Source organism: Rothia mucilaginosa, from assembly GCF_901875305.1.
Taxonomy (GTDB): domain Bacteria; phylum Actinomycetota; class Actinomycetes; order Actinomycetales; family Micrococcaceae; genus Rothia.
Window position 1 is genome coordinate 159,077 of the sequence record NZ_CABFLY010000006.1, and the last position, 22,127, is coordinate 181,203.

Consider the following 22,127-nt stretch of genomic DNA (forward strand, 5'->3'; position numbering starts at 1 on the left):
GGTATGAAGAAGCTTTCTCAGAATCCCGTTGTTCGGCAGGCTCTCCGTTTTCGTGAGGCTCTCCTGTACCCGGCGTATTTTGTGTTTTCGTTGCTGTCGTTGAGGTGGGTGCGTCGCCGTCACCCGCGTGCTGCGGGCGTGCTGTCTGCGGCGTTGTGGATTGAGCTGGTGATGCGCGGAATTAAGCAGCTGGTGCGTCTTCTGGTTCCGGTTCTTCGGGATGCTGAGGTGCGCCGTGCGCGTGCGGAGCGTGCTCGCACCTACCAGCCTCGCTAGCTGTCGCGTGGCCTGTGTGCTGTGCCGCGGTCACCTGAGTTGTGTTGTGAAGCCCCCTTGCGCTGAGGCGTATAGGGGGCTTTGTGGTGGAGTGGGGGCTTCAGGAAAAAAGTTGATGTATGAGATATGGGTGGCTTCTTCACTGAAGTGTTTTGACGTAATCTTTTGACTTGTTAGATGCTCGGAGGGGTTGCTATTTTACACTGAGAGTATGAACACCGCTCAAAACCCGATGTCGTTCGAGGCGCATCGGGATCATAGAAACACCATGATTTATCATTCCGTGGCCTCCCGCCGCGGCGTACTCCTCAGCTTGGGCGCCTTGGGCTTGGGCTCTCTGGGTCTTGCTCTCACCTCCTGCTCTTCGACGACCGGTGTCAACGCAGGCGCGACGGGTAGCCCTACCGCTTCCGGTAGCCCCAATGCCTCTGCTTCTGTCGCGCCGAGTGGTTCCGCGAGCGCTACTCCTTCCGCCGCGCCGAGTTCTGGTAGCACGCAGGCTCCCGGTAACCCTGTGCCGACGCCTCGCCCCTGGGATGGGCCGCAGACGGGGCTTGTTGGTGAGGGCAAGTATGTCGCCTGGACGGTTGATGACGGCGCCAACCCTGATGTGGTGCGCGCGTATGCCGAGTTTGCTCGCCGCACCGGCACGCGCCTCACGTTCTTTATTAATGGCCAGTACCCCTCTTTTGAGCAGCACCGCGAGCTGTTGCTTCCGCTGGTGAAGAGCGGGCAGTTGCAGATTGCGAACCACACGTATAGTCACGCCGCGCTGACCAAACTCAGCGATGAGCAGATCGTTCGGGAGCTGACGCGCAACGACGAGGAGATTCAGCGGCTTTTTGGGGTGTCGTCGAAGCCGTATTTCCGCCCTCCGTACGGGTATTATGATGCGCGCGTGCTGGCGGCTGCGGCCTCGTGCGGTTTCACTCGCCCGGTGCTGTGGTATGGCTCCTTGGCTGATTCTTCGAATATTCCCTCGCAGGAGGTGCTTCGTTTTGCGAAGGAGTACGTGGATGCGCAGCGCATCATTATTGGTCACCTGAATTACCCCGGGGTGATTTCGGTGATGGATGAGATTAGGGGCCTGATGGACCGTATGGGGCTCACGACTGTTACGATTCGCGACTATTACGGTTAGGTCGCCGTAGTGCCGACCGGCTAAGCTTACTTGTCCCAGCCCCGGTTGAGTTCACGCCAACTGACGTGAGCCTTCCGGGCACGGCGAAGCCCCCTCGTACTAGAAATAGTACGAGGGGGCTTCGCTATACCTGGGGGTAGAAGCTTAGTGCTTCTTCTTCGGCTCGCACGCCACGCCGTCACCGTCTTTATCTAGACCAGGGCGGTAACCCGGCTCGCCACGATGCAGGGGCGCCGCACCAGCCGCACGAGCATCAGCGCATGTTTCGTAATAAACACTCGACTGCGCCGGAGCCTGCTGAACAGGCTGAGCCGGAGCCTGTTGCTGAGCAGGAGCCTCAGCCGCCGGAGCCTGCGCGGGCGCCTCCGTAGCTACCGGAGCCTGCTGCGCAGGAGCTTCCTGAGCCGGGGCCTGCTGCGCGGGCGCCTCAGAAACCGGAGCAGCCGGTGCAGCAACAGAAGGTGCCTCAGTAGCCGGCGCCTGGGTGGGAGCCTCAGCCGGAGGAATCGGCGATGGAGTCTCCGTCGGGGTAGGAGACTCCGAAGGAGTCGCAGACGCACTCGGAGAAGAACTAGGAGTAGCTGAAACCGAGGGGCTAACCGAAGCAGAAGCCGACGAAGACGCAGACGGCACAGACTTCGGAACGCGAACAGACGAAGAGCAACCAGTCAGCAGCAGAGCACCCGCAAGAACACCAGCGGTTGCGGCGTGAATTTTCAACACAATATTCCTTGAAAAGTGAGTGGATAAGCGTGTTCACCGTAGAACACACACTCCAGTGTAAAGGAAAACAATCCCACCCGCAGACAATATTGAGCCCCTCAAACGTTCCGACAAGGGAAGAAACGCCAATCTGGCACGCCAAAGCCCCCTCGCGCCCGGTTCACGCAAGGACCGGCACAAGGGGGCTTCGCTCTATTAGGGTGTCTGCACTAGATGGGGGAACTAGGGGAGTAGCCCCCCGCCGCGCACCTCTCAGCAGTTCTAGGAGCAGTTGCCGTTCACATCGCAGGACGGGCCCGCCTCCGCAGCATTGGCACCCGCAGCCTCACCCGAAATGCCCGCCAGCGGGTTCAAAAACTCAACGCGGTGAGTCTCCTCCCACACCTGACGCAGCGCCTGCACCAGCATCTTCGCGGGCTGGGCACCGCTCACCGCCCACTTCGACTCAATCAAGAAGAACGGCACACCGGTAATACCCAGCTGGCGCGCCAACTGCTCATCAGCACGCACATCCGCCGCGTAACGGTCACTCTTCAACACGGCCTCAACCTCGGCAGTATCCAGGCCAATCTCAGAAGCAATATCCAGAATCGACTCGTGATCCTGCACCGAACGGCCCTGCGTAAAGTACGCCTTCTTAAACGCTTCCTGCGCCGCCGAAGCCAAACCCTGCTCCGCCGCATAGTGAATCACGCGGTGCGCATCAAACGTGTTACCGTACCGCGCCTGCCGCCAGTTGAAATCCAAACCCACCTCGCGGGCGCGCTCCGCCAACGACTCCTGGCTCGCAATCGCCTGCTCCAGCGACATCTGATACTTACCGGCAATCAGCTCGGGCAGCGAAACGGCAGGATTCTCCGTAGCCGACGGGTCCAGCTCAAAACTATGCCACACCACCTCAACCTCGTCACGGTGCTCAAACTCGGCGAGCGCCAGCTCCAGGTTACGCTTGCCCACGTAGCAGAAGGGGCACACAATATCGGACCAAATATCAATACGCATCTATCTATTCCTCTCTCGTTCGGATGCGGCAGTCGCCGCCACTCTACGCTCACCCAACGTACCGACCGCCCCGTTTATTCCTGCACGACCCGCCCGCTGTTCGGCGAGCTCCGTCGTTCATCGAATCGGGGGAGAGAGAATCGGCAAAGCCGGGCACGGCGAAGCCCCCTCCCTCCCGCTCGGGGAGAGAGAGGGCTTCGCGCATGTCACAGCCTGAAAGTCGAGCGTATCTCGCGACCCAACCCGACCAGAATCGGCCTAGCGGTTGGCCGCGGCAGGGGCCGAAGTAGCGGCCGGACGCGTGGCCGCAGGCTGCGGCTGAGCCGGCTGGGATGCGCGCGTGGTAGCGGCCGGCTGCGAGGGGGCCTTGGTAGCGGCTACCTCATCCTCGTACCGAGGAGTCGGCGTGGGAGTAGGGGTCGGTGTGGGAGCCGCGCTCGTTGCATCCGCAGAAGGAGTCTCACTCGGCTCGGGGGTTGCAGTCGGGCTGGGGGCCGCAGCCTTAATCTCCTCCTCCGAAGCGTCACCGTAGTAGTCATGAATCGTAACCGGGGTCAAACCGCGCTCATCCAACAGACCCTTGAGCTTATCCAGAATCGGAACGATCGTCTCATAGTTCAGGTGGCCCAGAATAATCTGTTGCGGAAGCATGTAGCGTAGCGAACGCATGTAAATCACACGGGCGCTAGTCTTTGCCTCGTCGCCGGTCGTGCCGTTCCACATGACCGGGCGGGTAAAACCAATCTCACCGGCAGCCTTCAGCACGGCCTCGTTGTAACGGCCATACGGCGGGCGAAAGTACGGCTTCGACGAGACACCGAAGATACTCATAATCTCGTCCTCGTTGCGCTGCAACTCAGCCTTCACACCATCGGCATCCAGGGTAGTCAGGTCGGCGTGGTTGTACGTGTGGTTCGCAATCTGAATCTGACCGCTCTGAACCAGCGGGCGGAGCGCGTCAACATTATCCTTAAAACCCACGTACGAGGCGTTAATAAAGAAAGTCAGACGCGTATTCGTGCGCTTAGAGAACTCAGCGTAGCCGCGAATCGCCTCGGGGCTGGCGCCATCATCAACCGTCCACGCAATATACTTTCCTTCACCCATAAGAGCGTTACCTACGCCCGGCCACTCACGCGGCTTATCAATCGGGTTGCCGGTGACGGACTGGGTCGGTGAATTCGTGGCGGCAGGCCGAGGAGTAGCGGTGGGGCTCTCGCTACCGGCCTGGTAGGGAGTAAAGTTGCCGCTCGTGCTGTCGTAGTCGTTGCCCGACTTCTTCGAGCAGGCTGCGATGAGCGGAAGCATAGCGGTGCCGAGCACAAAAAGTCGGCGGTTAGGCTGTGAGTGGATCATATCTTCCAGGATAACGCCCGCACGGGTTCCGGAAGAACTTGAACGGCCCCGCCACCCCAAATAATGCGCATATCACAGTGACAGCCCGTCCTCACCCGCGTATTTAAAGGTATCGGTACGCTAGGCTCAGCGCGCCGGAGGACAGGCTCAGTTACACTAGTGGGGTAAGAGTCTGAGGGGATAACGAATTGCGCAACCTAGTCAATGACGCCGCTGACGAGGCGGTTAACATCGGTTACCGCGTAGCCGACCGCCTGCACCGATGGCGTGAAAAGCGCGCTATCGCCGCCGGCCGCGAACCGATTCTCGTCCCCAGCGAAGGGTACGGGCGAGTTGCCTCCGAAGGGAACCCGGGCTGGGTGCGTATCATTGCCCGAGCCCTCTACAACACAGTCGATCTTGAACGGCTCCTCCAGGTTGTTGAAGGTACCCAAGACACCGCCAACCCCATGCGAGGCTGGCGCGCCTTCACCGCAATCGCCATGTCGGATGCACCGGTCACCATCGTTATCGGCGGCACCAAGTACGAGGCGTACACCGACCGCGGCGGCGTGCTCGACGTGAAGCTCACCATTGACCTGGAACCCGGCATGCATGAGGTCATCATGTACGTGCCCGGGTCGCGTGCCGTAGCTACCAGCGTTTATATCGTGCCGGAGTCGCAGAAACTGGGCGTCATCATGGATGTCGACGACACCGTGATGGTGACCATGCTGCCGCGTCCCCTAGTGGCCGCCTGGAACTCCTTCGTGCTTGACGAACACGCGCGCATCCCAACCCCCGGAATGGCCGTCATGACCGACCGTATTCGCCGTAGCGAGCCGAGCGCACCGTTCATGTACCTGTCTACCGGCGCGTGGAACATCACCCCGACCCTGCGCCGATTCCTGAGCCGTAACGGCTACCCGCGCGGCACATTCCTCCTCACCGACTGGGGGCCGACCCCCGACCGCTGGTTCCGGTCCGGCACCAAGCATAAAGTGGATTCCCTGCAGCGCCTGGTTGAAGAGTTCCCGCAGATGAAGTGGATTCTGGTTGGTGACGACGGGCAACGCGACCCGTACATCTACAACGGCTTCGCGGTACGCTACCCGGACAACGTGGCGGCCATCGTGATTCGCAACCTGACGGTGGGGGAGTCCGTGCTCTCCTCGGGTCGCGTGTGGAGCGACCACCGCGCCGAGCAGATGATGCGCTCGCCCCTGTGGATTGAGGCTACAGATGGCGTGACGCTCAGCAAGAAGCTACGTCATCTGGGGCTAATTGACTTCTAGACGTTCTCACCGAGGCGCTTCTGCGCCCCTGTGTACCCCATATATGGATAGATGCCGTTGAAGGCCGACCACCCCCAGTGCGGGTGGTCGGCCTTTGTAGTCTTCGTGGTGTGTGGTGTGTGAGGTTGCGGTGAGAGTGCCCCAAATTCGTCCTGTAGATTCCGGTTTATCCGTTAGATTGTGGGGTGTTTAAGGATTAACCAACTTAAACCAACGACACACCGGCGGCTCCTGGAGAGTTAAAAATCTTTTGTACAGCTTTAATCACACACCTTCACCGCGGTCAGCCCTCAGGTTTAGCCCCTATTAAGAAAACCTGTTCGTCTTTAAAGCCCTGTCGTTCCGCGTCATGATGGGCGAGTATGAAACCTTCCCTTAAATCAAGCCCGAGGAATACGGCCTCCGATGTCTTAAAATGCCATAGAGGTTAAAAGCACCTTAAGAAACGAGTGGGGAGGGGCGTTCAAAATAGCGCCCCACTTAAACCCCACCTGTGGATAACCCCGCGAGGCCCCCGAAAATCCGGCGGATTCCGCCCAGGGGTGGATGTGGATAAGCTGTCGAAGCACCCCATGAAGTGGGTTCAACTGTGGGTTTATCGAACGAAACACGACCCCCACACCACATCATCTTGTGGTGCAGAAATCTATTGGCACTAGATGTAGTATTAATACTCGGTTCCACCGCTGAGGCCCCTCAGGGGCCCGCCCCGAAGAACCGCGAGGCAGTTATCAAGCCCCTGCACGACGGGCTGTACCGCCCCGGCAGAGTAGAGGTACGACGGTGGAGCCTCTAGGAAAACACGCCAGAAGCATTCACAAGATACACCCGCCTGAGCGGGAGAAAGTAAGAGGCACTCTCATGGTAGTGACCGTGTACACCAAGCCCCAGTGCGTTCAGTGCAACATGACCTACCGCGCCCTCGACGCGAAGGGTATCAGCTACATCAAGGTTGATATCACCGAAGACGCTCAGGCCCTTGAAATGGTTAAGTCCCTCGGCTACCTGCAGGCACCCGTCGTCATTGCAGGCGAGGAGCACTGGTCCGGTTTCCGCCCCGATAAGATCAACGCCCTGGAAGCGTAAATCCAGCCGAAACCCCCATCAACGGAATCGGCGTCACACAGCCATATCGGCACATACGAAGTAAGGAGCTCACGTTGAGTACCGTCCTCACGCCCAACCCCGCAGATGAACACGCAGAAATCCGCAAGATTCTTATGGATGCGCGTAATTCCTCTGAGGGTCGAGCGACCGAGGTCCTGACGGACGCATCCGCGCCGCTCGTCGTGTATTTCTCCTCCATCTCTGGCAACACCCACAAGTTCGTGGAGAAGCTTCATGCTCGCCGTCTCCGCCTGCCCCTGCGCACCGGCGAAGACACCCTGGTGCTCGATGAGCCCTTCGTGCTGATCGTCCCCACCTATGGCAAGCCCGAAGGCGCAGGCAATGTTCCCCCGCAGGTGGTAAAGTTCCTGAACGTGGATCAGAACCGCGCGAACATGCTCGGTGTGATTGGATCCGGCAACACTAACTTTGGCCCGCTCTTCGGTATCGCGGCAGATATCGTCGCGAAGAAGTGCAATGTGCCCGTGCTCTTCAAGTTTGAGCTCATGGGTACCGAAGCAGATGTAGAAAAAGTCAACGAAGGATTGGAAGCATTTTGGACGCAAAACTGCCCTCAGCACTAGAAACTCTCGGTGCGAGCCACACCGGCAACACCGTACCCGAGAAGTTCCGGGGGATGAGCTACCACGAGCTGAACGCTCTGCTGAACCTCTACGATGAGAACGGCAAGATTCAGTTCGACGCCGACCGCCAGGCAGCACGTCAGTACTTCCTGCAGCACGTCAACAACAACACCGTGTTCTTCCACGACCTGGAAGAGAAGATTGAGTACCTAATCGAGAACCAGTACTACGAGCCGGAACTCTTCGAGAAGTACAACTTCCAGTTCATCAAGAACCTGTTCAAGCGTGCCTACGCCGTGAAGTTCCGCTTCCCTACCTTCCTGGGTGCCTTCAAGTTCTACACCTCCTACGCGCTCAAGACCTTCGACGGTCAGCGCTACCTGGAGCGTTTCGAGGACCGCGTCTGCATGGTGGCACTGCTACTGGCAGAAGGTAACGAGAAGCTGGCCGAGGAAATTGTGGATGAGATCATCTCGGGCCGCTTCCAGCCGGCTACCCCGACTTTCCTCAACGCGGGCAAGAAGCAGCGTGGCGAGCTGGTCTCCTGCTTCCTGCTGCGCATGGAAGACAACATGGAGTCCATCGGCCGCTCCATCAACTCGGCCCTGCAGCTCTCCAAGCGCGGCGGCGGCGTGGCATTCGCCCTGACCAACCTGCGCGAATCCGGTGCGCCCATCAAGAAGATTGAGAACCAGTCTTCGGGCGTTATCCCCGTCATGAAGCTGCTGGAGGACGCCTTCTCCTACGCAAACCAGCTCGGCGCACGTCAGGGTGCCGGTGCCGTGTATCTGCACGCGCACCACCCCGACATCTACGCCTTCCTGGACACCAAGCGTGAGAACGCCGACGAGAAAATCCGCATCAAGACCCTCTCCCTGGGCGTCGTCATCCCTGATATCACCTTCGAGCTGGCCAAGAAGAACGAGGACATGTACCTCTTCTCCCCGTACGATGTGGAACGCATCTACGGCGTGCCCTTCTCTGACATTAACGTCACCGAGAAGTACTACGAGATGGTCGATGATGCACGCATCACCAAGACCAAGATTAACGCTCGTGAGTTCTTCCAGACCATCGCGGAGATTCAGTTCGAGTCTGGCTACCCGTACGTGATGTTCGAGGACACCGTCAACCGCGCGAACCCCATCGCCGGTAAGGTCATCATGTCGAACCTCTGCTCCGAGATTCTGCAGGTTTCTGAGGCCTCCACCTACCATGCCGACCTCGGCTACGAGACCGTCGGTAAGGACATCTCCTGCAACCTCGGTTCGCTGAACATCGCCCTCACCATGGACGGCGACGACTTCGGTAAGACCGTGGAGACCGCAATCCGTGCGCTGACCTCCGTCTCGGACCAGTCCGACATCCGCTCCGTGCCGTCCATCGAGCGTGGCAACAAGATGAGCCACGCCGTGGGCCTGGGCCAGATGAACCTGCACGGCTACCTGGCACGCGAGCACGTCTTCTACGGCTCCGAAGAGGCGCTGGACTTCACCAACATGTACTTCTACACCGTGGCCTATCACGCAATCCGCACCTCCATGTTGCTCGCTAAGGAGCGCGGTGAGCGTTTCGAGGGCTTCGAGAACTCGAAGTACGCATCCGGTGAGTTCTTTGCCAAGTACATCGAGAAGGAATGGGCGCCGCAGACCGAGCGCACCCGCGAGCTGTTCGCCAAGCACCACATCCCCACCCGCGAGGAGTGGATCCAGCTGGCAGCGGACGTCGCACAGCACGGCATGTACAACCAGAACCTGCAGGCTGTTCCGCCGACCGGCTCGATTTCCTACATCAACGGTTCGACCTCTTCGATTCACCCGATTGCCTCGAAGATTGAGATCCGCAAGGAAGGCAAGCTCGGCCGCGTCTACTACCCGGCACCGTACATGACCAACGACAACCTGGAGTACTACCAGGACTCCTACGAAATTGGTTACGAGAAGATCATCGACACCTACGCCGTGGCAACCCAGCACGTGGACCAGGGCCTGTCGCTGACCCTCTTCTTCCGTGATACCGCCACCACCCGCGATATTAACCGTGCCCAGATTTATGCATGGCGTAAGGGCATCAAGACCATCTACTACATCCGTCTGCGTCAGATGGCTCTTGAGGGTACCGAGGTTGAAGGCTGCGTATCCTGCATGCTCTAGGCCCGAATGCTGTGATGCATTCAGCTTGAGCTGGCACACTATAACTAAAGACTGGAAGGGGCGGTTACGGTAAACACGCAAACCGCCTGCGCGGTAGCACGGGTACGTGTGCGCCGTGACCGCCCCTAAGAATCGGAGAAATACTAATGAGCGAAAAGGTGAAGCTCGTCGACCACGTGGTCGAAGCTATCAACTGGAACCGTATTGAGGACGAGAAGGACCTCGAGGTTTGGGACCGTCTGACCGGTAACTTCTGGCTGCCGGAGAAGGTGCCGCTGAGCAACGACGTGCCCTCCTGGAAGACCCTGACCGCCGAAGAAAAGCAGCTGACCATGCGCGTCTTCACCGGCCTGACCCTGCTGGACACCATCCAGGGCACCGTCGGCGCCGTCTCCCTGCTGCCCGATGCGGTGACTGCACACGAGGAGGCCGTGTACACCAACATCGCGTTCATGGAGTCCGTGCACGCGAAGTCGTACTCCTCGATCTTCTCGACCCTCGCCTCTACCAAGGAGATTGACGAGGCGTTCCGCTGGGCTTCTGAGAACGAACACTTGCAGAAGAAGGCCAAGATTATTTTGGCTTACTACACCGGTGACGACCCGTTGAAGAAGAAGGTCGCTTCGACCCTGCTGGAGTCCTTCCTGTTCTACTCGGGCTTCTACCTGCCCATGTACTGGTCCTCGCACGCGAAGCTGACCAACACCGCTGACCTGATTCGTCTGATTATTCGTGACGAGGCTGTGCATGGCTACTACATCGGCTACAAGTTCCAGCGCGGCCTGGCCAAGGAGACCCCGGAGCGCCAGGCAGAGCTGAAGGAGTACACCTTCAACCTGCTGTACGAACTGTACGAGAACGAAATCGCGTACACCCACTCCCTGTATGACGGTGTGGGCTGGAGCGAGGACGTGAAGAAGTTCCTGCACTACAACGCCAACAAGGCTCTGATGAACCTGGGCTACGAGGCAATGTTCCCGGCTACCGTGACCAACGTTTCGCCGGCTATCCTCTCGGCGCTGTCTCCGAATGCTGACGAGAACCACGACTTCTTCTCGGGTTCCGGCTCTTCCTACGTGATTGGTAAGGCCGTGAACACCGAGGATGAGGACTGGGACTTCTAAGGGTTCACATTAACCGACCGTAGGCGGCTGTGTCGCCTTGATTTTCTGGGGAATACGCCCCAGGCTACACCAGGCGAACACCCCTAATATCGGTTGATTGTGTCCTCATTATGTCCTCCTATTACAGAGGTACGAGGGCACAAAAAATAAGCCCCTTCAGCACCTGATTTCTCAGGTACTGAAGGGGCTTATCAGCTAGTCTACTTTTCCGGTGCGGCGGGTGCAGAGGGCTTGTCGAGCAGATACTTGCTGAGCTGCTCGCTAGCCGTCGGGTCGTAGTGGTCGCCGTTCGGGTTAGCCGGTGCAGCAGGCGCAGGCATGATACTCACTGCCTGCGTGACTACAGCGTTAGCGAGTGCGTCGATGTCGATAGGCTCTGCGTGCGGGCGGACGTTCAGGATAGCCACTACAAGTGCGAATACGGCGGGGATGAGCGGCAGGTAGGTTGCGAGCTGTTCGCCGGTGATGATGCCGTTGGTGACGAAGATTGCGCCAATGGTGGCGGCGACGCCGTAGATTGCTGCGCGGAGGGATGCGAGCTTCTGTGCGGTCATAATTTTATTTTCTCCTTTTGGTTATTAGAATCCGGTGCCCCAGGTGGTGTCCTCGCGGCCGTCGTTAGGGCCAACAGCAACATATCGACGAGCGCCACCCCATGAAACGTAGGACAACCACACGTAGCCGTTGTTCGCGACATACCCGTCGAAGTTGAAGCCGCTGCCAGCGGTGTAGTATCCCAACGCCACCGAATCTACCTCGGTGTCAGCAGATACCTCCAACCGTCGGTCAGCAGTGAACCAACCGCGGGCGTTGTACCAGACGCCGTTCGGGAGCGGGGTGGGGCCTGCCGGCTGTGCGGGGGCTGCCTGCTGCGGGGCCGGTGCCGGCGGCGCGCCGTTAGCGATGTTGGCGGTGCCGTTACGGTGGGCCTGGACTCGTTCGATGAAGTAGTCGTAGGGGAAGCCGTAGCCGGGGTCCGTGTGGTCAGATTCTCGGAAGACGCGACTGATTGCGGCGTGAGAGGTGATACCCTTCTCGCCAGCGGCGAGCTGTGCGTCGGTGAGGATGCGTACAGGGATGCCGTGGCGTGCGCAGATGTCTGCGGTGAGGGCGGCGACCAGCTCCAGCAGGGATCGCGAGTAGTCGTCGAACCACTCGTTGCGGCTCTGTGAGGCGCGGCCGGCCATCTCGATGTGGATGCCGTGGGCGTTGCCAGTGGGCATAGCGGCCCAGGCATAATCGCCCTCGTTCACGCACTGGAAGATTTCAGTGTCGCCGACGACGTAGTGTGCGGAGGTCTGAGCCTCGGTGCGGGAGAACCAGCCGGTCGCGATGTTACGGGCGACGGTAGAATTCTCGGGAGTTTCCATAGTATGGAGGACGACCCAGGGACTCTTGCGGGTGTAATATCCGTCATCGTGGTTGGGGCTCGGAGCCAGTTCGGTCACGAGCTTGCTGTCGGGCTCGAGGAGGAGCATGTTTCCCTACTTTCCGATAGTGTCAGTATTGATTTCCAGCTTCACAGCCACGCCCATGTCGGTGGCGCGGTGAGGGGTGGGGATGTCGACGGTCATGTTTGAGGTGCCGCTGATGTCGTGAGCCCACTTCTCGATTGCGAAGCCGTAGCGGGGCGTTTTGCCCTTGTACTCCGCCTGCGCAATGTTCGAGCTCAGGATGAGGTGGTGCGCCCAATTCGTAACGAAGAAGTCCGCAGCCTCGGAAGGCTTAGCCTCACCATCTACGCAGTCGTGCCAGGAGCTGGAAGCACTGCGGCACCCGGTGACCTGCGAGGAATGGCCGACGAGAACCACGCCATGGCCGCCATTCTCCTGAGCAGTGCACGAGGCGAGCATGTTGCGGCCACCACGGACGAAGAAGCCAGCGCCGGCGGCAGTGAAACGGTGCATATTAGAGGTGTCCCAGATACTCCCGGTCTTACCCTCCACACCACCGATGGAGCGGCGGTTATACCAGGCCTTGCAGCCAATCAGCGTGGTATTAGTCGCGTAAACCTCGAAGCCTGCCGACGTGCCGCCGGCGATGTTGGCCCCTGATACGTCGACAGCGTCGAGGATATTGTCCGCCGCACCAATTTCACGGCGACCAGCCGTCACAGAGGTGATGTGCTCCGGCGACTTGCCAATCACCACGCCAGCACCCAGAGTTCGGCGGACACGGATATTTCGCAGCTGGCATCCCTGGTCATCCAGGCCGAGGACTGCTACGCCGAAAGCGACGTCCCAGATGAGGACATTCTCGATACGGTGAGCGGCGTCAGGCTCTGCCGGGTTATCCCCCAGCTCGGTATGCAAGAGGATGCCGCCGATATTCGGGTGCATGCCATCCTGACCAGGGCGCGGAGTCGCCGACGAAACGTGCGACGGGCGAGGATGGGAGCTCTTGATCCACAAATCCGAGACACCCATCAACAGATTGTCCTTGCCGATACGCGGGGTGAGCCAGGTGCCAGCATGAATAATCGCCGTCTTCTGCTCCGAACCAGCCCCAGTGTCTGCGAAAATCACAGTCGACTCACGACCAGCACCCTGCAGGTGCACGCCGCCCAGCAGCTCAATGAACGGCGCGGACACGCGGTACGCACCAGCAGGCAGATGCACGGTGCCGCCACCAGCCTCATGCACACGGCGAATCGCGCCGTTAATCGCCGCGGTAGAGTCTGTGGCGCCGGTCGGGTCTGCGCCAGCATCCACCACGTTCACAGTGCGGTGAGTAGCCACGGCAGGCACCGGCGGCTGAGATTCAGGTGCAGATGTAGCAGTCTCTACAACGTCGACAACATATTTCATCATTACCTCCTTCAATAAAGGGCGGGGCGACCAATCTGATAGGTCTCCCCGTCCTCACCTAATTTTCACTTGTTTTCAGTGGCGTCTGGCCGCAGCTTTGATGTCCACAACTCCGCAGAAACCCAATCCGCAACCTCGGTAGGTAACGGAGGAGGAGGAGGAGGCGACCCAGACACAATATGCCCATTCAGGCGGTTAATATGCGCCACCGCGACGCTCATGACCATGCGCGCCCGGTCGGCCGTCGCATGCGCGGCCTCCTCCCTCTGACGCACTTCCTTCTCCAGTGCACGGCGCGCTCCGGTCTCATCTCGCAGATGAACCTCCAAGTCGTTGATACGCCGCTCCAACGCCTCGATGAGCGCTTTGTTGGACTCGTGCTTAGCCTGTTGCCTGCCGGTCGACCACGCCATTACTGCCGGGATGAGCGTACCGATGATGACGCCCGCCAGAGCCCAGAGCTCAGGCGGGATAACCCAGCCAAGGTCCATCTACGCCTCCAGCTTCTTGAGTGCGTCAGCGATTGCCTCTGCGAAGGCCTCGCGCGCCGCGCCCGTTGGGTGGACCCAGTCGGTGCCGGTGATAGGCTCTTTGACGGTTTCCTGAGTTTGAGCGAACGGAGCGCGGGCAGTTCCATCGCTAGAAAACCAGCGGGTCTTGCTACGAAAGTCTGCGAACACGTCAGCGCCCAGCGCGCCGGGGTCTGCACGCGCCAGGTCGTCGAACCCCGACAGGACCTTGTTCATACCAGGGATGTCGTTCTTCCAGGGCTCATCCAGGAACGTACTGTTGGGGATGGTGCCGCAGAGAATGACTCGGTCAAAATCCTGCCCGTACCGTGACTGGACAGCGGCGCGGGTAGTTGCGATGTAGAGAGATGCCTCTAGTGCGACATCATTCACAGTGCACCCTCCGTGTGTTGCTACCCAGTTGCGGGTCTCGCCGCAGATGAGGATGTTCCGTTTGCCAGGCTTGAACGCGGCGAGGACGTCCTCGTTATTGACGCGCATATTGGTCCACGTCTGCCCAGGGATAGCGGTATTGGTGACGGTCGCTCCAGCACTTGTGATGTGCTGTTTGAGTGCACCGATTTCCTGGATTCCTGGGTAGGTCCAGGCAGCGTAGTAGCTGTTTGCGTCGATGATGATGTGGGTGTCTGGGCCGAGCCTGTACGGTACCGCCGCAGGGGCAGGTGCCTCCGGGGGCGGGGCGGGCGCTATTGGCTCGCCGCCACCTCCCATAGCGAGAATAGTGAACAGGTTGGACACTACGCCGCCTTCTTAGAGAGGGTTGCGGAGCCAGACTCCCAGTGCCAGCCGTGCCAGATGAGGCGAGTCTTGGACCAGTCGTCGACCTTGAAGCCGTAGATCTTCACGCGGTCGCCGGTGGCGCGGATGACGGTGCCAATCATGTAATTGTCGGGACCGTGCACAATTTCGAGCTTATCGCCTGCCTGTACAGGTGCAGCGTCCCAGCGGCCGCTGGAAAACTGGCCGTTTGCCTCTGGAATAGGGGGGTACTGGTCGCAAATGTATGTGGGGGTGCCGGCTCGGTCGATGACCTTAAAGCGCAGGGTGCCGTAGGTTTCGCTCTTGTCCAATCCAATTGCGTCGCCCGGGCCCATCGGCTTGGCGGTAGTGATGAGGACCTTGTCGCCCTCATTTTCAATCTTGGTCCCCTGGGCGACCAAGATTTTATCCGCGGGCTGCGGCTTGTAGTGGTCCGTGTCAGAGGCCGGCACTGGCTCCCACGTCTGCGAGTTGCGTGGGTATTCCCAGCCAGTAACTGTTGCACCCTCTACCTTGAAATACTGGGACAAGCTCTTATTGACCTCAATCCAGCCATTATTGGCCCAGGTTGTAGCATATCCCGTTACGGCGGATTCGGTCTGAGTCACTGCCGCCGCATAGACGGCGATGCCCCAGGGGCCGCGCTCGGAGCCACGGACAGCACGAACCTTGACGGTGCCTTCAGTCGCGGTGGGAGTAAACGTGTGCGGGGACGCGGCGAGCGCGGGCTCACCGGTGTCGACCTGAACCTCATACGAATCAGCACCAGCCACGGGCTCCCAGCTCACAGTCACAGAGCCTGCCGCCGCAGTGGTGGTCACAGTCGGACGAGCCAGCGCAGCAGGGGTAGGCTGCGGGTTAGGAGCAGGCGGCACCACGGGGGTGTTGCTGTTATCGGTAGAGCGATAGACGCCCAGGATGGTGCCGTCCGAGACGCGACGCATGACCACGAGCCCGCGGAACGCCGCGCCCGGTGCCTCGCCGCCGAGCCACGTCACACCATCAGGTGCAGTCGCCTGGGCAGTGACCATGAACGCACGCTCCTGCTCGCCCTCAGCGAGCGCAGGGATGGAGCCGCCGGTGATGACCTCCACCGGACGAGCATCCGCCGGCCGACTGGGCTCCGGATGCTTTGCCAGTTCCTCGGCAACTGCCGCCGTAATCGCGGCGGTAACACCCTCTAGGGGCTTGCCCTGCAGGTGGCCGTGTTCGTCTGCTAGTACGATGCGGTCGATTAGGGTCTTCTCAGACATTATTAGTTCTCCTCTACCTCGATGAGTCGGCCGAGCCCGGCACCGGCATCGACGACGCGGAATGCTGTGCGGCGAGCGCTGGGGAGTGCCGGCTGTACGGTGGTTTGCGTCTTGTCTCCGATTACCGGGGCGTTTGCCAGGTTGATGTCTTGGCCAGTGATGGCGGTGAGAGCCCAGGTGATGGCGGGGATGCCGGTGCCGTCTGCTGCTCGGAGGTACGCGGTGGCGGTGTACTTTACGCCGTTGGGCAGGGCGACGAGCTTTACTCCTGCGTTGTCGGTTTTGGCGTAGGGGCTGTTGGCGAGGATGCCGCCGCCCACTAGGTGTCCAGTGATTCTGGCAGGGGCGAAGACGGTTCCAGCGTCAGTGACCACGGTGGCGGGGGTGAATTCGACGGTGCCGGCGACTACTGATTCAGATTCCAGCATGGTTTTGAAGTCGGCGGAGACCTTAATATAGTCGGTCATTTGGATCTCCTAGCTGTGGTCTGTTGCGGTGTATTCAGCGAATACTGCCGCGTCGAGCTTGCTGGTGATTTGGGGGGTGAGCTCAGTTAGCAGCTCAGCTTTTGCTTCGGTGATGGCGTCAGCAATCATTCGCTGGACGTGGGCTTTGGCCTGTCCATCGAGTTCGCCGTCGTCGTTGAGGATGACGATTGAGATTTTCTTCGCCATTAGTGGTTAGCTCCTGTGAGTAAGTTGAGGGTGTCCTCGGAGACTACAAGCTCGCCAGGTCGTGTCGGAGGGGTTACGCCTCTAGCCGGGGTGCCTGCTGCAGGGTGCATTAGCTCTGCCAATGTTGCATCACGGTTCACCTTGATCTGTGTGTTGGGGATGTTGAGTATCTTCCCAGAGGCGGGTTCCCAGATTTTGAATGTGACAGTATAGTCTCCCTCGAGGAGGTGGGCGCGGATGGTGCCGTCTCGGTCGACTGGGGCGGTGACGCTTCCGCTGTAGACTTCGCCGTGGTCTCCGGTGGTGTGGGTCTGTGCCATCGTGAAGGTGATGGACCCTTGGAGGGGGTTTCCTGATGGGTCGAGCATTTTTGCTGTGATAGTATGCACCGGTCTTCCTTACCAATCGAGGACATTGGATTTGTCCGAAATCCAGCTGATCGTTGGAATATGGAGCTCCCCGTATTGTTCGATAGTGGTCTGCCCAGATACGCTCCGAATGTCAATGTTCCCTGAGCTGAACTGGACACGGCACAGAAGCTGCTTCACCCCATTCGCTTTGGTGTTGTACAGCACTGGGAAAATCGTCTCCTTGTACCGCTTCGTACGGAGCGGGTCAGGTATAAACGTGCCCATGTTGTGCCATGATTCACCGACAACGTAGGTGTAGGCGGCACGGCCGAAGGTACCCGAGAAATCGCATTTAAAGCCATCCGTGATTGGAGTCGTAATGATTCCAGATGTGTTAGGGGACGACTCGCTGTACGCCCATCCAGGCATCATCTGAATGCCTGACTGCCGGGAGCCAGCGACGCGCGCCCACGCCTTTTGCCCGCCCAGAATCGAACAACGATAAAAGCTTCTCTCAGAGTTCACATAAACCAGCGTGGCGAAGATCTGAGACTCTGCCGGCGGCAGATTACCGATGTCCTGAACGTCCAGACTGGGAGCGACCCTAGGCTTCTTGAGGCGAATCGGCATCTGAGACACCAACTGGTTCGGCTCACGGTCCCACTCGCACATCACGAGATGCTGCTTGCCTCCACTGAAATCCAGCCGGGTCACCAGCTCCAACTTCAGTGGCATCGAACTCTGACGAGCAGGGTCATAACAGAGCGTCAAATAATAGGTAGTCTTGGCCGTCACCGGCGGGCACGGGAAGCTAATCCGCTTATAGAGGCGATGATAAAAGCCGGCCACAGTGGCATGGGCAAACCCCGTTCCTGACGGAGGCTCAACCCAAACACTGTTAGACGCGTTATCGGTGCCAACCCGGTAGTCACCGGTACCCTCATCATATGAGCCGTTGCCGAATCCGTACGTGACGCTCGACCACTGCTCAGCTGTCAGCGGCTGATTGACCACCGGGAATGAAATTTCAGTATCTTCACTCATAGCGTGAAAACCTTTCTTCTAGACGGTCGCCAGCGCAGCGACTTCGTTGCGGAGTCGCTCGATTTCTGCCTGGCGGAGGGTGGCGCCGAGCGCGCCAATGGTGAGCTCAACGGTGCGGGTGTTGTTTTCCCACGAGATCTTTGCTTCGACGATTTGTGCGCTGTAGGGGGTAACGTGGGCGGCGGCGTCGATGGTGACTGTGTCGCCGATGTTGTATGCCTCTCCGAGGCGGCGGGTTTCCGTCTCGTAGAGCGTGATTTTCATCGAGCGTTCGCTCTTCGCTTTTTCGAGCTCTTCGTTGGCTGCGTTCGTGAGTGTTTCTGGGTTGTCGCTGTCTCGGCGGTCTTTGAAGATTTCGATACGGCGTAGCCATGAGTCGGCGCGGGTTTGGCTGGTGAGTTTCCGGTCTTCGCCTTCGCCTTGGCCGCCGACAACGACTGCGGTGGCGGTTCCGACTCGGTCTGTCATTTCCCAGCCAACGACTTCACCTGAGAGGTATGAGAGGCGGACTGCTCTGGATCGGTTTTTGAAGGGGGTGGTGTCGAAGTTGATTTTGCCGTCTTGGTAGATGGCGGTCATGCGTAGGCCAGCGGCGGTGGCGATTGGGGTGAGGGTTTCGAGGAGGTTTTTGAGGCGGGTGTCGATGGCTGCGGTGCTTCCGCGTCCGCCGTCATCGGTGATGTGGACCCCTTCAATGCGGCGGGACGGTATTGCTTCAGCTCCGAGGTTGCGGGAGGTGATGCGTTTGATGATGGTTTCTGCGGGCCCGCGGTCTTGGTATCGGGCGGTGGTTTGCTGGTCTTCGGGGTGGGAGGGGTCGGGGTAGGCGAGTCGGTCTTTGAGGAAGATGAGCTCGGACGTGCAGGTCACTTCGACTTCGAGTGCGTTGTCTTTTGCCGTGCGGTGGAATGCTGTGATGACTCCGGAGACTCGTAGACCGCCGTCGTGTAGGACGAGCCCCCAGCCTTCTCGGAGGCGGGTGGCTTGCTGCGCCAGCTCGGGGGCGACATCCACGATGAAGGTATCGGGCTCATTGAGTCGGGTGATGAGCTCGACTTTTGAGGCTTTAAGGAGGCCACGGTACCGGTATTTTTCATCGCGCATTCCGACGGTGAGCATCGTGGCCTCCTGTTTGTTTAGATTCCTGTGAGGTATTGGGGCCGGTAGATTAGAGCAATTTCGCTTCTGTCGTCCATTCCTGTGCCGGTCACGAGGAGCTTTGATCTACCTGGGGGTAGGCGGAAAAGCTGTGACGTGTCGGTGAGGCGGTCCCAGAGCTCACCGTTGCGAGCGCTATCGGAGTAGATGTCGTAGATGCGGGTGTCTACGGTGATTGTTTCGCCTGGCTTGAGGGTTCCGGTCACGACAAAGGCTGCGCCTGTTTCGGCGTGCATGACTTTGACATCAGTGACGGGTCCGGTGATTCTCCAGACGGGGGCTGCCTCGTAATCGCCGGTGATGGAGATTTCGCGTTCTCCCTGGACGACAGAGGGGGCGAGCATGATGGGGAAGAATTTGTGTGTCTTCGTCTGTTCGCCGCCGCTGATGAAGGGCTTGTACGCGCCTCTCACGTTCCAGCTGATTGAGGCGTCTTGTTCCCAGAAGAAGGGGCTGGGTGCTAGGAGCGTGAGCCCAATCTTCATCCACCAGCCGTTGAAGTTGGTCCCGTAGGTGCCTTCGAGACCGCTCTTGTAGAGCACTTCGATGTAGCGTGTGGTTTTGTCGGGGCGCGTTACTTCTAGCTTGGCGTGCGCCGTGCCTGCTGCCGTCGATAGAGGTGAGACTGCGGCGACAAGCGCGTCCCATTTTTGGAGGCACTCGTCTTGCGAGTTCCCGAAGATCATGAGCGGTAGGTGAATCTCTCGCTCTTTGAACCTCGTGGTTCGCACCGTTGAGCCGGGTCCGTCGACACGTTCCGAGGTCTTGTGCTCTACAGGTGGGATGCCGAAGCCTTCCCAGCCGTTGAGCACGGTGAAGTCGGTGGTGGAGCGGCTGGATAGTTCCAGCGGCGTCCCGCCCCCCGCTGGGTGGAGCCTCATACGGGGGGCAGGTTTAGCCTGGTTAGGCAATGCCGAGCGCCTCCTTTCGCCTCTGCAGCTTTGAGATTTCGTATGCGACATCCTCGGCTGAGAGGCCGTTGACGGAGCCGATGTGGATTCCTCCGGTACTGGTAGATGTCGACGTGTGGTTTGCGATGCTGTACATCGCCTTCCACTGTCGGTCAGTCAACACGTAGTCGGGGGTGCTCCTGCGGTGGTCGATGAGTTGTACGCCCTGCGTCAGCAGGCCGCCTGCATCGTAGAGCTTCGGCGGGGTAGAGAAAGCCTTAGCCCATGACGGGTTGCCCGCTACTCGGCCACCGTCCGCGTAGCCGTGTCCGTGACCGATGACTCCCAGCATGCCGCTGTACCCATAGCGCGCCTTGGCGTACCGCATGCCGGCGACAAGGTTGCTGAGTGGGTCCAGCCTGTTGTTGGGGAGTGAGGGGTCTCGGAAGGCTGCGAAGGTGGCGCCGATGACCTGGACTAGGCCCATCGCCAAGTCGCCTGTCAAAGTGTTCACGTCAACGTAGCCGTTTTGAGTGACGTTGGGGTCGCCATTCGACTCTGATTGAATCTGGCTGAGCCATGCGTTGATGTAGGCGCCGTCTTGGGGGAGCCCGGCGATGCCGAGCGCCTGGATGACGGTGTCCCTCCAACGCATCACACCGCCGTTGGAGGCAGCAACGGGGGTTGCTGAGCCAACGTCGGTGCCGTCTTGGTTTTTGCCCTTGAGCGTGTTCACGATCCATTCGCGGGCACCATCGAGCAGATGGTTCCCTGCTCCTCGCATGAGGTCACCCGCCCAGCCGGGGAATAGCCCACCGATCCCATCGAGGACACCCCTGGCCGGGCTGATCGCTACATCGATAACCTTCCCTGCTGCAGTTCCGATGAGCTCGCGGCCTGCATCGATGACGGCCCCAGCGACATCCGTCGCTAGATTGACTGCGGACGTGACAAGTCCACCAAAGTCATACCCTGGGATATTGTCCTGGACGTTGAGGGCCGCCGCGTATGACTGGCCGACGTGCGGGCTACCGCCGCCGCTCAGTGCGGCATAAGGAAGCTCGCCGGTGCGGTTCAGATAGTCCAGAGCGCCTGGGTTCTCCCTTTCAAATCGCCTACGCGATTCCTTCCTGATGACGAATTCATCACGATGGACAACGCCGGCGACGTCATATTTACGGCCGGCTCCGGTGTAGCCGCCCGCCGCCCAGCCTTCGAGGCTGACTTCAGGAAGCTTGTTGATCCCGAACGTTCCTGCGAGGTTGTTAAAGTGGCGGATGAATCCCTGGTTCACGACCACGTCGAGCACCCATCGCACAGGCTTCTTGACGACATTGACCAGGTTGTCCCAGAACGCCTTGATTGCGTTGACGCCCTGGTTAAACGCGGCAGGAACCCTGTTGGTGATCCAGTCGCTCATTGCGTCGAAGACCGGTCTGATGCTGCCGTCCCAGACGCTACGAATGACTGAGCCGATGCCGTCCCATACAGGGCGGATGACGTTCTCATGCAGCCACCGGAAGACGCTACCGATTCCGTCGACAACGCCCTTGATGATTGGGGCTAGAACGTCTCGGAACCAGTCCGAGAAAGTACGGATAGTAATCTGAATCCAATCCCAGACGGGCTTCACGATTGATTCGTACAGCCAGCGGAAGATATTTCCTAGCATCTGGGTTGCGGCGTTGAACAGGGGGACGAAGGTGACGTTCCACCAGTTCAGGAAGCCGTTGATTACCTGAGTAATCCAATCCCAGACGGGCTTCACGATTGATTCGTACAGCCAGCGGAAGATATTTCCTAGCATCTGGGTTGCGGCGTTGAACAGGGGGACGAAGGTGACGTTCCACCAGTTCAGGAAGCCGTTGATTACCTGAGTAATCCAATCCCAGACGGGCTTCACGATTGATTCGTACAGCCAG

Annotated in this window: 23 protein-coding genes; 7 read left to right on the forward strand and 16 right to left on the reverse strand. The window is 59.4% G+C overall.

Annotation, left to right across the window (positions count from 1 at the left end):
* Positions 1–3 precede the first annotated feature (3 nt).
* Together JX292_RS07910 and JX292_RS07915 are read left to right on the forward strand one after the other, a co-directional pair.
* A complete protein-coding gene (locus JX292_RS07910; protein WP_204863234.1) occupies positions 4–276 on the forward strand; it encodes a hypothetical protein in 273 nt (90 codons plus the stop codon).
* 268 nt (positions 277–544) lie between these two features.
* Complete coding sequence (locus tag JX292_RS07915; RefSeq protein ID WP_204863236.1) at positions 545–1,417, forward strand: polysaccharide deacetylase family protein; 873 nt, start codon at positions 545–547, stop codon at positions 1,415–1,417.
* Positions 1,418–1,561: 144 nt separating this feature from the next.
* Here JX292_RS07915 and JX292_RS07920 read toward each other — a convergent pair whose 3' ends face one another.
* From JX292_RS07920 to JX292_RS09100, 3 genes are all read right to left on the reverse strand, one after another.
* Entirely contained in the window at positions 1,562–2,140 is a 579-nt protein-coding gene (locus JX292_RS07920; protein WP_204863237.1) for an excalibur calcium-binding domain-containing protein, read from the reverse strand.
* A gap of 261 nt (positions 2,141–2,401) precedes the next feature.
* On the reverse strand, positions 2,402–3,142 hold the full coding sequence (locus JX292_RS07925) for a DsbA family oxidoreductase (RefSeq protein ID WP_204863238.1): 741 nt from the start codon (positions 3,140–3,142) through the stop codon (positions 2,402–2,404).
* 258 nt (positions 3,143–3,400) lie between these two features.
* Entirely contained in the window at positions 3,401–4,498 is a 1,098-nt protein-coding gene (locus tag JX292_RS09100) for a polysaccharide deacetylase family protein (RefSeq protein ID WP_204863239.1), read from the reverse strand.
* Positions 4,499–4,686: 188 nt separating this feature from the next.
* On the opposite strand from JX292_RS09100, the gene JX292_RS07935 reads away from it, so the two are divergent.
* The 5 genes from JX292_RS07935 to nrdF all read left to right on the forward strand — a co-directional run bounded on the left by JX292_RS07935 (position 4,687) and on the right by nrdF (position 10,740).
* Entirely contained in the window at positions 4,687–5,772 is a 1,086-nt protein-coding gene (locus JX292_RS07935; RefSeq protein ID WP_204863240.1) for an App1 family protein, read from the forward strand.
* Between the two features lie 861 nt (positions 5,773–6,633).
* On the forward strand, positions 6,634–6,858 hold the full coding sequence (gene nrdH, locus JX292_RS07940) for a glutaredoxin-like protein NrdH (RefSeq protein ID WP_204863241.1): 225 nt from the start codon (positions 6,634–6,636) through the stop codon (positions 6,856–6,858).
* Between the two features lie 74 nt (positions 6,859–6,932).
* Complete coding sequence (nrdI, locus tag JX292_RS07945) at positions 6,933–7,463, forward strand: class Ib ribonucleoside-diphosphate reductase assembly flavoprotein NrdI (protein WP_204863242.1); 531 nt, start codon at positions 6,933–6,935, stop codon at positions 7,461–7,463.
* Positions 7,436–9,616, forward strand: a complete 2,181-nt coding sequence (gene nrdE, locus JX292_RS07950) for a class 1b ribonucleoside-diphosphate reductase subunit alpha (protein WP_204863243.1) — start codon at positions 7,436–7,438, stop codon at positions 9,614–9,616. Before nrdI ends, nrdE begins: the two co-directional genes overlap by 28 nt.
* Positions 9,617–9,762: 146 nt before the next feature.
* Positions 9,763–10,740 (forward strand): class 1b ribonucleoside-diphosphate reductase subunit beta, encoded by a 978-nt coding sequence (nrdF, locus tag JX292_RS07955; protein WP_204863244.1) that lies wholly within the window; start codon positions 9,763–9,765, stop codon positions 10,738–10,740.
* A 200-nt stretch (positions 10,741–10,940) separates the two neighbouring features.
* Here the strand turns inward: nrdF and JX292_RS07960 are convergent, their stop codons facing one another.
* The 13 genes from JX292_RS07960 to JX292_RS08020 form a co-directional block, all read right to left on the reverse strand.
* Positions 10,941–11,294 (reverse strand): hypothetical protein, encoded by a 354-nt coding sequence (locus JX292_RS07960; RefSeq protein WP_204863246.1) that lies wholly within the window; start codon positions 11,292–11,294, stop codon positions 10,941–10,943.
* Positions 11,295–11,318: 24 nt separating this feature from the next.
* Entirely contained in the window at positions 11,319–12,218 is a 900-nt protein-coding gene (locus JX292_RS07965; RefSeq protein ID WP_204863248.1) for an N-acetylmuramoyl-L-alanine amidase, read from the reverse strand.
* A gap of 6 nt (positions 12,219–12,224) precedes the next feature.
* On the reverse strand, positions 12,225–13,550 hold the full coding sequence (locus JX292_RS07970; protein WP_204863250.1) for a right-handed parallel beta-helix repeat-containing protein: 1,326 nt from the start codon (positions 13,548–13,550) through the stop codon (positions 12,225–12,227).
* A gap of 62 nt (positions 13,551–13,612) precedes the next feature.
* Positions 13,613–14,038 (reverse strand): hypothetical protein, encoded by a 426-nt coding sequence (locus JX292_RS07975; RefSeq protein WP_204863251.1) that lies wholly within the window; start codon positions 14,036–14,038, stop codon positions 13,613–13,615.
* Positions 14,039–14,815 (reverse strand): SGNH/GDSL hydrolase family protein, encoded by a 777-nt coding sequence (locus JX292_RS07980; RefSeq protein WP_204863253.1) that lies wholly within the window; start codon positions 14,813–14,815, stop codon positions 14,039–14,041.
* Complete coding sequence (locus tag JX292_RS07985; RefSeq protein WP_204863255.1) at positions 14,815–16,089, reverse strand: hypothetical protein; 1,275 nt, start codon at positions 16,087–16,089, stop codon at positions 14,815–14,817. The genes JX292_RS07980 and JX292_RS07985 overlap by 1 nt, the downstream gene beginning before the upstream one ends.
* Before the next feature lie 2 nt (positions 16,090–16,091).
* Complete coding sequence (locus JX292_RS07990; RefSeq protein WP_204863257.1) at positions 16,092–16,556, reverse strand: hypothetical protein; 465 nt, start codon at positions 16,554–16,556, stop codon at positions 16,092–16,094.
* Between the two features lie 9 nt (positions 16,557–16,565).
* Positions 16,566–16,763, reverse strand: a complete 198-nt coding sequence (locus tag JX292_RS07995; protein WP_204863258.1) for a hypothetical protein — start codon at positions 16,761–16,763, stop codon at positions 16,566–16,568.
* The gene (locus JX292_RS08000; RefSeq protein ID WP_204863260.1) at positions 16,763–17,152 is read right to left on the reverse strand and encodes a hypothetical protein; all 390 of its coding nucleotides are present in this window, start codon (positions 17,150–17,152) and stop codon (positions 16,763–16,765) included. The genes JX292_RS07995 and JX292_RS08000 overlap by 1 nt, the downstream gene beginning before the upstream one ends.
* Before the next feature lie 9 nt (positions 17,153–17,161).
* The gene (locus tag JX292_RS08005; protein ID WP_204863261.1) at positions 17,162–18,157 is read right to left on the reverse strand and encodes a hypothetical protein; all 996 of its coding nucleotides are present in this window, start codon (positions 18,155–18,157) and stop codon (positions 17,162–17,164) included.
* An 18-nt stretch (positions 18,158–18,175) separates the two neighbouring features.
* On the reverse strand, positions 18,176–19,276 hold the full coding sequence (locus tag JX292_RS08010; protein WP_204863263.1) for a siphovirus ReqiPepy6 Gp37-like family protein: 1,101 nt from the start codon (positions 19,274–19,276) through the stop codon (positions 18,176–18,178).
* Positions 19,277–19,293: 17 nt separating this feature from the next.
* On the reverse strand, positions 19,294–20,226 hold the full coding sequence (locus tag JX292_RS08015) for a phage distal tail protein (RefSeq protein ID WP_204863265.1): 933 nt from the start codon (positions 20,224–20,226) through the stop codon (positions 19,294–19,296).
* Positions 20,219–22,127: transglycosylase SLT domain-containing protein (locus tag JX292_RS08020; protein WP_204863267.1), on the reverse strand; the 1,909-nt coding region annotated here is incomplete at its 5' end. The genes JX292_RS08020 and JX292_RS08015, both read right to left, overlap by 8 nt.

Excerpts from the sequence above, each read along its gene's own strand:
- JX292_RS08005 (WP_204863261.1), bottom strand. The coding sequence starts at position 18,157 with ATGAGTGAAGATACTGAAATTTCATTCCCGGTGGTCAATCAGCCGCTG.
- JX292_RS07995 (WP_204863258.1), bottom strand. The coding sequence starts at position 16,763 with ATGGCGAAGAAAATCTCAATCGTCATCCTCAACGACGACGGCGAACTC.
- JX292_RS07985 (WP_204863255.1), bottom strand. The coding sequence starts at position 16,089 with ATGTCTGAGAAGACCCTAATCGACCGCATCGTACTAGCAGACGAACAC.
- JX292_RS07915 (WP_204863236.1), top strand. The coding sequence starts at position 545 with ATGATTTATCATTCCGTGGCCTCCCGCCGCGGCGTACTCCTCAGCTTG.
- nrdF (WP_204863244.1), top strand. The coding sequence starts at position 9,763 with ATGAGCGAAAAGGTGAAGCTCGTCGACCACGTGGTCGAAGCTATCAAC.
- JX292_RS07975 (WP_204863251.1), bottom strand. The coding sequence starts at position 14,038 with ATGGACCTTGGCTGGGTTATCCCGCCTGAGCTCTGGGCTCTGGCGGGC.
- JX292_RS07910 (WP_204863234.1), top strand. The coding sequence starts at position 4 with ATGAAGAAGCTTTCTCAGAATCCCGTTGTTCGGCAGGCTCTCCGTTTT.
- JX292_RS09100 (WP_204863239.1), bottom strand. The coding sequence starts at position 4,498 with ATGATCCACTCACAGCCTAACCGCCGACTTTTTGTGCTCGGCACCGCT.
- JX292_RS08010 (WP_204863263.1), bottom strand. The coding sequence starts at position 19,276 with ATGCTCACCGTCGGAATGCGCGATGAAAAATACCGGTACCGTGGCCTC.
- JX292_RS07990 (WP_204863257.1), bottom strand. The coding sequence starts at position 16,556 with ATGACCGACTATATTAAGGTCTCCGCCGACTTCAAAACCATGCTGGAA.
- JX292_RS07965 (WP_204863248.1), bottom strand. The coding sequence starts at position 12,218 with ATGCTCCTCCTCGAGCCCGACAGCAAGCTCGTGACCGAACTGGCTCCG.
- JX292_RS07970 (WP_204863250.1), bottom strand. The coding sequence starts at position 13,550 with ATGATGAAATATGTTGTCGACGTTGTAGAGACTGCTACATCTGCACCT.
- nrdH (WP_204863241.1), top strand. The coding sequence starts at position 6,634 with ATGGTAGTGACCGTGTACACCAAGCCCCAGTGCGTTCAGTGCAACATG.
- JX292_RS07925 (WP_204863238.1), bottom strand. The coding sequence starts at position 3,142 with ATGCGTATTGATATTTGGTCCGATATTGTGTGCCCCTTCTGCTACGTG.
- JX292_RS07960 (WP_204863246.1), bottom strand. The coding sequence starts at position 11,294 with ATGACCGCACAGAAGCTCGCATCCCTCCGCGCAGCAATCTACGGCGTC.